We start from the raw sequence: 9,884 nt of genomic DNA, 5'->3' as shown, positions 1-9,884 counted from the left end.
CGGTCAGTCCTGGCTGGTGAGCAATCCTGGCCTCTTTTGGAAATCCGAAATATTTTGGATCCTCAAATGGCATGTTCCGTTCGGTCATGGCACAAAAGTACCAGCCGCCAGTGCCCTAGGAATAGTCACTGAGGGCCTTTTGTTTTGAGCACCTCTCGAGTGCAGGGGTATTTGTTCACCAATGAAAGCGCAGCGACGGCCATAACCTCTTTGAAATCTATGGCCACTACCCGTGAGGCGGAAAGCTACACTGCAGCCCTAACCCCACAGGCCAATACCGTAAGCGACGAAGAGCAGCACCAAAATCGCCACGAGGACGATCAGTACGACCAGTGTCGTTTTTGACCGCGGTGGCCGCGGTGCTGGGGCATGAGGTGGGGTTGAGGTTGCCGAATGAGAATCTGGTGGAGTATGACCCGGCTTCACGCCTCCCCCGGGCTCCAAATCGGCATCACCGGTAGTGTTTGGATCAAGATTAGGATTTCTTGGTTCGTGATCTTCTGGACGTCCCCATTGTTGGTTCGACACTGTGACTCACCTCCGATGAGCTGCCTGAAATTTTGAGGTTTCAAGCTTGCGATCTTTGTTCAGCGTAAAGGCCACAGCAAGCACTGACAAGATCATTCAAAACATCATCAAGCCACCGGTCAGCTCAGAAGGACCAGCAACTATCGGATGATACTTGCTGGTCCTTCGTGTGTTAGCCAAGATTGCGCACTAGTCGCTAATATTTTTCCTTCCCCGTGGCGATCTTTCTGATGCGTAACACCGCAAAAACCACAAGTGCTGCGGCAAGAACAAATAACACATATCCGACTGCGTCCGGTTGGGCTGAAACCGTGATAAATCGAACGCCCACGCCGATCAATAAGACGGCACCAACGAGACTGACGGGAACCATAAAAAATCCCATGCGAGTTGGGGATTTCCCATGCTCAGGGTCCGGCTGTTGGGGTTGCTGATCTGGAAGTTTCTCTTCAGGATTCACAGCGACTCCTTTCATCCCTTGAATCGAGGATGCTATAAGTCCACGCTAGTGGTCAGAAGGCAGTCATGTAAGGGCTTCTAGTCTCATGAAAACTTACAAAATAACTTGAAAACCCTGATAATCCGCGCCATCATCGGGATTTTTATGGAATCTCAAGTTTTTTCAGATGATTCAACAAACCCGCCGTAATTGGCACAACCCTCCGCTTGCACCTTGAGACCAACATCATTGTGGATCATCTCAAGACGTCATGGGGTGTACTCTTCTTCCCCACGTCAGAGTGTCGTAACATCCAATGCACGGAGTGTGCACCGGGTACGCCCGCCTTGAATTTGAGGAGTCTTTGCCATGTCATCCCCCGATTCACATTCAAGTACTGCCACAGCTCGGCGAAAGCATGGCACGCCCTTATCGCGGGCGATGCGACCGCTGAACAACGTCGTCGAACGGTTCATCCCGTCTGCACTAGTGTTTTCGATTCTGCTGACCTTTGTCGTTGTGATTCTGGCGCTGATCCTCACTGACACAGCACCCGGCGAACTGGTCTTGCACTGGGGCAACGGGCTGGCCGGCCTCTTAGACTTCATCACGCAGATGGCTTTGATCCTGTTATTCGGGCACATGCTGGCGAATACGGGGCCGGTTCAGCGTGGCCTGGCGTTTCTGGGGAGTGTTCCGCGCACCGAACTTGCCGCCTATGTCTTTGTGTTTCTGGGTGCTGCGTTTGCCAGCCTGATCACCTGGGGGCTTGGACTGGTTGTTGGCGGGCTGCTGGCACGCGAAGTCGCCTATCAGGGCGGCCAACGCGGACTGAAACTGCATTTCCCAATGCTCGTAGCCTCAGGTTTTGCCGGGTTTGTCGTGTGGCACATGGGGTATTCAGCCTCTGGGCCGCTGACCGCGGCCACACCGGATTCATTCCTTGCCGAATCGCTGGGTGGCCAGACGGTGCCGATCAGCCAGACCGTGTTCTCCGGCTGGAACATGATCGCCGCGGTGGTGACAATTGTGGTGGTTGGGCTGTCGCTGTACCTGGTGGCACCACGCAAGGGTGATAACATCACCGAATTCAAGATCGACACTCGCCAAAAAGTCGACGACGGGCAGGAAGATGTCGTCACGCCAGCCGATCGGTTGGATGCCAGCCGCATCGTGACCTTGCTGCTGGGCCTGATGCTGGTCGCATACCTGGTATTGCACTTCGTCCAGGGCGGCACCCTGACCCTTGATACCGTCAATTGGTCGTTTTTGGCGCTCATTTTGCTGCTGGTTCGCAATCCATTTGAACTCATCGCGTTGACGAAAAACGCTGCGGCCAATGTCGGCGAAATTCTGTTACAGTTCCCCCTGTATGCGGGCATCTTGGGGCTGATGACCGGGTCTGGTTTGATTCAGATCTTTTCGGATGCCTTCGTGTCGATTTCCAATCCCGTGACCTTTGGTCTGTTGGCCTTCCTGTCGGCTGGTCTGGTGAACTTCTTTGTGCCCTCCGGCGGTGGACAATTCGCTGTACAGGGCCCGATCATGTTGTCTGCCGGTGCCGAGCTGGGGGTCGCACCAGAAATTACCATCATGGCCGTGGCTTACGGCGACCAGTGGACCAATATGATTCAACCATTCTGGGCGATCCCACTGTTGGCCATTGCAGGCCTGAAGATGCGCGACATCCTGGGCTACACCACGATCGTGTTGATCGCTTCGGGCCTCGTGTTTGGCGGCACGCTGTTGTTAGTGTCCCTCTAGTCCCGGGGTGGATGACCGGCAGCCAGATCACATCATGTTATTCTTCAGCCAGGTGTGCAAGCGCCTGTATACCGAGCTCATAACCATAGGTGCCAAGACCAACAATCACCCCGGCGGCAACCGGCGACAAGTAAGAATGATCACGGAAAGACTCCCGGGCATGAACGTTGGAAATATGCACTTCAATCGTTGGAACGAAAGCACCGGAGATCGCATCGGCTAACGCCACTGAAGTATGCGTATACGCTCCAGCATTCAGGACAACGCCCACACAGTTCCCCTCGGCAACTTGAGCACCTGCTTCGTGAATCCAGTCGACGAGTTCGCCCTCGTGGTTACTCTGGCGAAAAACCAATTCCAGTCCATACCGGTCAGCGACTTTTTGACAGTTCGACTCAATATCAGCCAGGGTTTGTGTGCCATAAGTTGCAGGGTCGCGCAGTCCCAATAAATTGAGATTCGGCCCGTTCAGTACGTAGATAGTTTTCATAGTATTCCTCATCGTATAATGGCAGCTGCATTAGCCGCGTGGTTGGATCGTGGTTAGGGCGATCGCGAGCTGATAGGCAGCGGTGTCTAGCGCGTCGCGGTGTTGTAGTAGATCTGTTTTGGTCGCGCGGAATAATGGTGCGGCAATGGCAATGGCCCCTAAGACGTTGCCATTGTGATCAATAACCGGTGCTCCGATTGCATTCATACCCAGATCCACTTCTTCGGATTGGTACACGTAGCCGGCCTTGCGTCCCTGAGCAATTTGGTTATGCAATTCAGCTGCACTTGAGACCGTTCGCTCAGTGCGGGGTTGCAAGGTGAGTTGTTCAATCACGTCATGCGCCTCGTGCTCTGGTAGACCGGCCAAAATCGCTTTGCCCATCGACGACACGTGCAATGGCAGCCGGTCACCCGGGTCGGTGGTCTGACGAAATTCTGGACCATCCACGGTATGCACCGTGACCGTATCCAGCCCGTCACGGACGGCAAAAAGGCACGACTCATTCGTTGTAGCAGATAACTGTTGCAACACCGGAAGAACCGTACCGTCGTATCCACGAGCTGATGCAACCTTGGAACTGAGCTCAAAAATCACCAGTCCGGGCCGATACTGCTTGGTGTCAGCATCAAATTCTGCAAAACCACTCGCGACCAGGGAATTCAGCAGCCGGTAGGCGGTAGAAAACGGCAGTTCAGAGTCTTTTGCGATGACCGCAGCGGGCGCGCCTGAGGGATACCGGCCCATCAGGCGCAATAGATCAAGTCCCTTCACAAGGGTCGAACTTCCTGAACTCATCGCTGCTCCTTCTTCCATGGCAACTGCGCCAACAGTAATTCAGCGGCCACGTACGTGTCGCTTGACACGCTGGTGTGCGGTGGCTCATCCTTAACGAGTTATCAACATTCAACAACAATTGCCATATAATGGCAATACGATGTGAAGGTCGGGTGATCTTATGTCTGCTACGGCAGCTAAGGTCCAAGCAGTTGCCCAAGGTCAGCTGCCAGAACGCACGCCGAAACGCGCCGCGTTGGCTAGCTGGATTGGCTCAGCCCTGGAATACTATGATTTCGCGGTATACGGCACTGCCGCTGCATTGGTACTCAATACGTTGTTTTTCCCCGAAGACACCTCACCGGGAATTGCCGTCTTACTCGCGATGGGCACCGTAGGAGTCGCCTATATTGTCCGACCCTTTGGCGCTATGATCATGGGGCCCCTCGCAGACCGGATGGGTCGCCGTTTCGTTTTGATGCTGACACTATTCCTCATGGGTGGCGCGACATTCGCAATCGGGTTCTTACCCACCTACGAAGATGTCGGTTTTCTAGCACCCGCCCTACTAGTCCTTTGTCGCATAATTCAAGGTCTGTCGGCATCCGGGGAACAAGCTTCAGCAATCTCGGTGTCACTCGAACACGCAGATGATAACCGTCGTGCCCTCACCTCCTCCTGGACACTCCACGGCACCCAAGCTGGCACCCTGTTGGCCACCGGTATTTTCATTCCACTAACCGCTTTGCTCAATGACGAACAACTCTACTCATGGGGCTGGCGCGTCCCATTTTGGATCTCAGCAATCGTTGTTATCGTCGCCTGGTTAATCCGTCGGCACCTGGAAGAACCGCCGTCATTTGAAGCCCGACGCCGCGAGACTGTCGCACTGACCCCGTTGACGCAGACCCTTCGATTCCACTGGCGCGCCGTCCTTCGTGTCACCGTGTGCGCTTTGATCAACACCATCAACATTTACATCACCGTGTGGGCAATTTCCTTTGCCACCAACGGTCACGGTTTAGATCGTTCCACAATGTTATGGGTTCCCGTGTTAGCAAACCTCTTGGCTCTCGTGGCCATTCCGATTGCCGGACACCTGGCAGACCGGGTCGGACGCAAGAAAGTCTTCATCTTCGGAGCCCTAGGTTCTGCGATCTTTGTCTACCCGTACCTCTATTTCATTGCTCAAGGCAACATGGTCGCACTCTTTATCTGTGGCGTTGTGCTATCCGGTGCCATGTACTCTGCCGCCAACGCGATCTGGCCATCCTTCTATGCCGAGCAATTCCCCACCCGAGTGCGCGCTACCGGCCTGGCCTTGGGCACCCAACTTGGATTCGCCCTATCCGGTGGCCTGGTCCCGGTGGTTGCGACCCTGCTGGCCGGTGATCAGCAGACCAACTGGTTCCCACCGGCCGTATTTGCCACCGTGGTCTGTGTGATTGTCGCGCTGACGGCAATGACCGCCAAAGAAACCTACACCGCGTCTCTGGACGAGATTGATGACATGCACACCACCGAGAAGGAACGTACCACGTTAGCAGGACAATAATGAACACAACTAGTTATCTCATGGGACTGATCGGTGAAGGCGTCCGGCCATCACTGACCCCACCAATGCACGAACGCGAGGCCACCGCACAGAATCTACGATTCGTCTACCGGCCCATTGACCTCTTGGAGCTCCAACTGCCCGCCACGGCGATCGGTGACCTGCTATCGGCTGGCATCAACTTGGGCTTCAACGCGTTCAATGTCACCCACCCGTGCAAACAACTCGTGCTGGAATATCTCGACGATATCGATCCGGCAGCCAAACGGTTGGGCGCCTGCAATACCGTGCTCATTGAGGACGGCAAGCTCATCGGCTACAACACCGACCGCTCCGGCTTCGCCTCGGCCCTTGCACTGGAACTACCCGATGCAAATCTCGCCGACGTCGTCCTGCTGGGTGCCGGTGGCGCCGGCTCAGCGGTGGCCGATGCGCTGATAGGTGCCGGCACACAGCGTCTATCCATCATTGACCCGCAGCCTCAGCGAGCCCAAGCACTTGCCGAACAAGTCCAACATGCCCAGCCGGCAGATTCTGCAGTCGAGATTCGTACCGGTTCACCACTCGATAGCCCCCGGTGGGTCCCGCAGGCCACCGGATTGGTCAATGCCAGCCCAATCGGCATGTTTTCACACCCCGGACTGCCGGTGGATGTCAGCCTGCTGCACTCCCAGATGTGGGTTGCCGATATCGTCTATCGACCCGCGGTAACTGAACTCATCGACCAGGCAAGCGCGCTGGGGTGCGCGGTGATGCCCGGCAAAGCGATGGCGGTTGGTCAAGCTGCCGATACGTTCCAATTGGTGACCGGCATTGTGCCCGACCGCAACCGTATGTACGCTCACCTCAATGAACTCGTAGAGCGAGAACAGCTCCAAGTCAAGGAGAACATATGAAAACCTCCATTGCCACGGTGTGCCTGGCCGGCACCCTTGAAGAAAAAATGCAGGCTTGTGCTCGAGCAGGTTTCGACGGCATCGAGATCTTTGAACAAGACCTCGTCGTCTCCCCTTCCTCACCGGCCGAAATCAAAGCACTGGCCGATCGCCTGGATCTCACCCTGGACCTCTACCAGCCCTTCCGCGATTTGGAAGGCGTCACCGAGGAACTCTTCCAGGACAATCTGCACCGGTTGGAAGCCAAATTCGTGCTCATGCAAGAACTCGGCATGGATACGATCCTGGTGCCCTCCAACGTGGCCACAGCCACCATCGACGACGACGCCGTGGTCGCCGATCAGCTGCGCCGTGCCGCAGAACTTGCCGCCCGCTATAACATGCGCATTGCCTACGAGGCCCTAGCATGGGGCACATATGTCAACACGTATTGGCATAGTTGGCAACTGGTCCAAGCCGCGAATCACCCCAACCTCGGGGTGTGTCTTGACTCATTTCACATCCTGTCCAAAAACGATGATCCTTCCCGGATACTGCAGATCCCGGGCGAGAAAATATTCTTCGTACAACTGGCCGATGCCCCAGAGCTTGGCATGGATATCCTGCCCTGGTCGCGCCACCACCGGGTCTTCCCCGGCGAGGGCAGTTTTGCCATGTTCGAATTCATGGCCTATCTTGCCCAAGCCGGATACCAAGGCCCCTTGTCGTTGGAGATCTTCAACGACGTGTTCCGCGAAACCAACCCGAATATCACCGCCGTCGATGGACTACGGTCATTACGCTGGGTCCAACAAGGTGGCCGCGGACTGATCGCCAAAGACCACCCGTGCCGTGCACTGCTGACCCCCATGCCCAAGGTCGAGCCCATTGAGGTCATCGATCACATTGAAATCAGTACCGATGCACCAGATCACTGCGGTGCGCTCCTGGGATCCTTGGGATTCACCTTCGTTGGTCAGCACCGCAGAAAAACTGCCCAACTGTTTGTGTGCGGAGATGTCAAAGTCGTACTGTCTGCCAACCGCGGCGATGGCACCTATATCGCCTCGGTTGCTGTGCAAGTCACCAACAGTGCCGAAGCCCTGGCGCGTGCAGAGGCCCTGGGAGCCACCCGGGTCTCGCGTCCAGTGACCACCGATGAAGCCCGACTTGATGGGGTGGTTGGTCCCAGCGGCATGCAGGTTTTCTTTATCGACGACGACGCTGCCGCCTGGCCGGAGGAATTCGGGCTGGACCCAGCGAGCCCGGCAGACTCCGCTGGTTCCGTGCGGTTGGACCACCTCAACGTGCCAGAAGCTCGCGACCATTTCGGGGCCTCAGTACTATTTACCAGAGCTTTACTGCGTCTGGAACCACTCCCCGGCCAGGATGTCGCGTCACCGCGTGGGCTTGTCCACTCACAGGTTTTACAGTCGCCTCAGGCCGGGGTCCGCTGGGTTTTCAACCAGGTCCCGCCAACGTATACCAACCGTGCCGGAGAACCGGTGCGCTATCCCGGTCATATTGCCTTGGCCGTGGATGATCTGCAGACCCGCGCTCAACAAGCCATTGACGCCGGTTTACTAGTGTTACCCATCGCCAGCAATTACTATGCTGATTTACACGCCCGGTTTGGGATTGATCACGACACCCTGCAACACTGGCAGTCACTGGGTATTTTGTACGATCGCAACGCCGACGGGGAGTTCTTGCACCTGTACTCCGAAACCATCGGTGGGTTATTCATTGAACTGGTCCAACGCATTGGTGACTATCAGGACTATGGTCCAGGCAATGCTGCGGTGCGTTTAGCTGCTCAAGATCACCATGAACAACACCGCCGGTCGTAGCACTCCCTGCAGGAGTTTCTTCCTGCTATTCGGCAACCGGAACCACCATCGGAGTGCCGGAGCACGGGTCCACCCCGATCATTGAATCCAGGCCAAAGACCTCCGAGACCAACTCGGTGGTCAGTGTTGTGTCTGATTGACCGTGTGCGACAATCACGCCGTCACGCATGACCACCAGATCATCAGCATAGCGTGCCGCTTGGTTCAGGTCGTGTAGGACGGCCACCACGGTGCGACCCTGGTTGGTGATGCGGCGACATAACCGCAACACCTCAATTTGGTGAGCGATATCCAGAAATGAGGTTGGCTCATCCAAGAGCACGTAGTCGGTTTGTTGGGCCAGTACCATCGCCAGCCAGGCGCGTTGGCGTTGGCCACCCGATAATGCGGCAACCGGGATATCCGCAAAGGCGCTCAGCCCGGTATCGTCCAGTGCCTGCTCAATTGCCGGGGTATCATTCGGGGACCATTGCCGCAGCGGCCCGTGGTACGGGTAGCGGCCTCGGGCAACTAGGCTGCGCACGGTCACGCCGTCGGGCACGGTGGGGTGTTGGGGCAGCAGCGCTACCCGTTGAGCCAGATGGCGTGGACGATATGCCTGGAGTTTTTTGCCATCGAGTGTGACCATGCCAGGCGGTGTTGCCAACACTCGTGCCAGGGATTTCACCAGGGTTGATTTGCCGCAGCCATTAGGACCAATAATCGCGGTGAAGCGGCCCTGTGGGACACAAAAGTCCAGGTCTTGGAGCACCGGGGTTTCACCGTAGCCCACCGTCAGGCCGGTTGCGGCCAAGGAATTGGGTGTCATATCAGGCTTGTCCTTTCCGGAATTCACGAAGCAATAAATAGCCCAGGAAGACGCCACCAAACCCCGCGGTGATAATACCGACCGGTAAACCATCCAGCACGGGCACCTGTTGGACGCTAAGATCAGCAAGCACCATCAGCACGGCCCCGATCAATGCGCTCGCAAGCAGATTTGGGCCGGAACTTCGGGCGAGCATACGCGCGGCGTGGGGGCTCATCAGCGCGATGAACGCAATGGGCCCGGCGACCGCCACCGCCATGGCTGCCAACATCAGCGAAACCACGATGGCCCAGGTGCGCGTCGTCGTGGCGTTACCACCCAGCGAGGTGGCCAGCTCGTCGCCCAGTTCCATCAGCTGTAGCCGCGGATTCAGTGCGATGAGCAGTGGTAGCGCGACCAGCAGTGCCATGCCGATGAGCCCGGCGTGACCAAGGTCGCGAGCATTGAGACTGCCAACTAGGTAGGCGGCGAGACGGCCGGCTTCGTCACGTAGCGTCGCGGTCACCACAAATTGTGTGACGGCGGTGGCCATAGCGGCCACAGCGATGCCAGCAATAATGACCCGCGAGGTCGAGGAGAAGCCACTACCGGTGGCGATGGCAACCAGGCCGATGGCCACACCGGCGCCTGCCAGTGCACCGATGGGTGCTGGCAGTCCGGTAGCAAACAGTGAGACCACCGCAACACCTGCACCGGCGCCGGCGGCCAGCCCGAGAACATCGGGACTGCCCAGTGGGTTGCGCGTGACTGTTTGGAACAGCGAACCGGATAAGCCAAAGGCTGCCCCGGCCAGGATGG

Annotated in this window: 10 protein-coding genes; 4 read left to right on the top strand and 6 right to left on the bottom strand. The window is 56.8% G+C overall.

The window, feature by feature from the left end; genetic code table 11:
- Positions 1 to 258 precede the first annotated feature (258 nt).
- Positions 259 to 528 (bottom strand): DUF6480 family protein, encoded by a 270-nt coding sequence (locus K8V32_RS01135; RefSeq protein WP_303901590.1) that lies wholly within the window; start codon positions 526 to 528, stop codon positions 259 to 261.
- 196 nt (positions 529 to 724) lie between these two features.
- Positions 725 to 988, bottom strand: a complete 264-nt coding sequence (locus tag K8V32_RS01130) for a hypothetical protein (RefSeq protein WP_303901587.1) — start codon at positions 986 to 988, stop codon at positions 725 to 727.
- A 348-nt stretch (positions 989 to 1,336) separates the two neighbouring features.
- On the opposite strand from K8V32_RS01130, the gene K8V32_RS01125 reads away from it, so the two are divergent.
- The gene (locus K8V32_RS01125) at positions 1,337 to 2,731 is read left to right on the top strand and encodes a short-chain fatty acid transporter (RefSeq protein WP_524536664.1); all 1,395 of its coding nucleotides are present in this window, start codon (positions 1,337 to 1,339) and stop codon (positions 2,729 to 2,731) included.
- Positions 2,732 to 2,768: 37 nt separating this feature from the next.
- Here the strand turns inward: K8V32_RS01125 and aroQ are convergent, their stop codons facing one another.
- A complete protein-coding gene (aroQ, locus tag K8V32_RS01120) occupies positions 2,769 to 3,221 on the bottom strand; it encodes a type II 3-dehydroquinate dehydratase (RefSeq protein WP_303901584.1) in 453 nt (150 codons plus the stop codon).
- Positions 3,222 to 3,251: 30 nt separating this feature from the next.
- The gene (locus K8V32_RS01115; RefSeq protein WP_303901581.1) at positions 3,252 to 4,019 is read right to left on the bottom strand and encodes an IclR family transcriptional regulator; all 768 of its coding nucleotides are present in this window, start codon (positions 4,017 to 4,019) and stop codon (positions 3,252 to 3,254) included.
- Positions 4,020 to 4,179: 160 nt separating this feature from the next.
- Between K8V32_RS01115 and K8V32_RS01110 the strand changes: the two genes are divergently transcribed.
- Genes K8V32_RS01110 through K8V32_RS01100 form a run of 3 tightly spaced genes read left to right on the top strand, consistent with a single transcriptional unit; the run spans position 4,180 to position 8,278 of the window.
- On the top strand, positions 4,180 to 5,553 hold the full coding sequence (locus K8V32_RS01110; RefSeq protein WP_303901578.1) for an MFS transporter: 1,374 nt from the start codon (positions 4,180 to 4,182) through the stop codon (positions 5,551 to 5,553).
- On the top strand, positions 5,553 to 6,449 hold the full coding sequence (locus K8V32_RS01105; protein WP_303901575.1) for a shikimate dehydrogenase: 897 nt from the start codon (positions 5,553 to 5,555) through the stop codon (positions 6,447 to 6,449). The genes K8V32_RS01110 and K8V32_RS01105 overlap by 1 nt, the downstream gene beginning before the upstream one ends.
- Positions 6,446 to 8,278, top strand: a complete 1,833-nt coding sequence (locus tag K8V32_RS01100) for a sugar phosphate isomerase/epimerase and 4-hydroxyphenylpyruvate domain-containing protein (protein ID WP_303901572.1) — start codon at positions 6,446 to 6,448, stop codon at positions 8,276 to 8,278. The genes K8V32_RS01105 and K8V32_RS01100 overlap by 4 nt, the downstream gene beginning before the upstream one ends.
- Positions 8,279 to 8,303: 25 nt before the next feature.
- On the opposite strand, the gene K8V32_RS01095 is transcribed toward K8V32_RS01100, so the two are convergent.
- Both K8V32_RS01095 and K8V32_RS01090 read right to left on the bottom strand, forming a co-directional pair.
- Positions 8,304 to 9,086, bottom strand: a complete 783-nt coding sequence (locus K8V32_RS01095) for an ABC transporter ATP-binding protein (RefSeq protein WP_303901567.1) — start codon at positions 9,084 to 9,086, stop codon at positions 8,304 to 8,306.
- A gap of 1 nt (position 9,087) precedes the next feature.
- The coding region (locus K8V32_RS01090) for a FecCD family ABC transporter permease (protein ID WP_303901564.1) at positions 9,088 to 9,884 on the bottom strand (797 nt) is incomplete at its 5' end.

Origin of the sequence: Enteractinococcus helveticum, assembly GCF_020742345.1 — a bacterium.
Classification (GTDB): Bacteria; Actinomycetota; Actinomycetes; order Actinomycetales; family Micrococcaceae; genus Yaniella; species Yaniella helvetica_A.
Note: the sequence above shows the minus strand (reverse complement) of the source record. Positions and strands in the feature narration are given on the sequence as shown.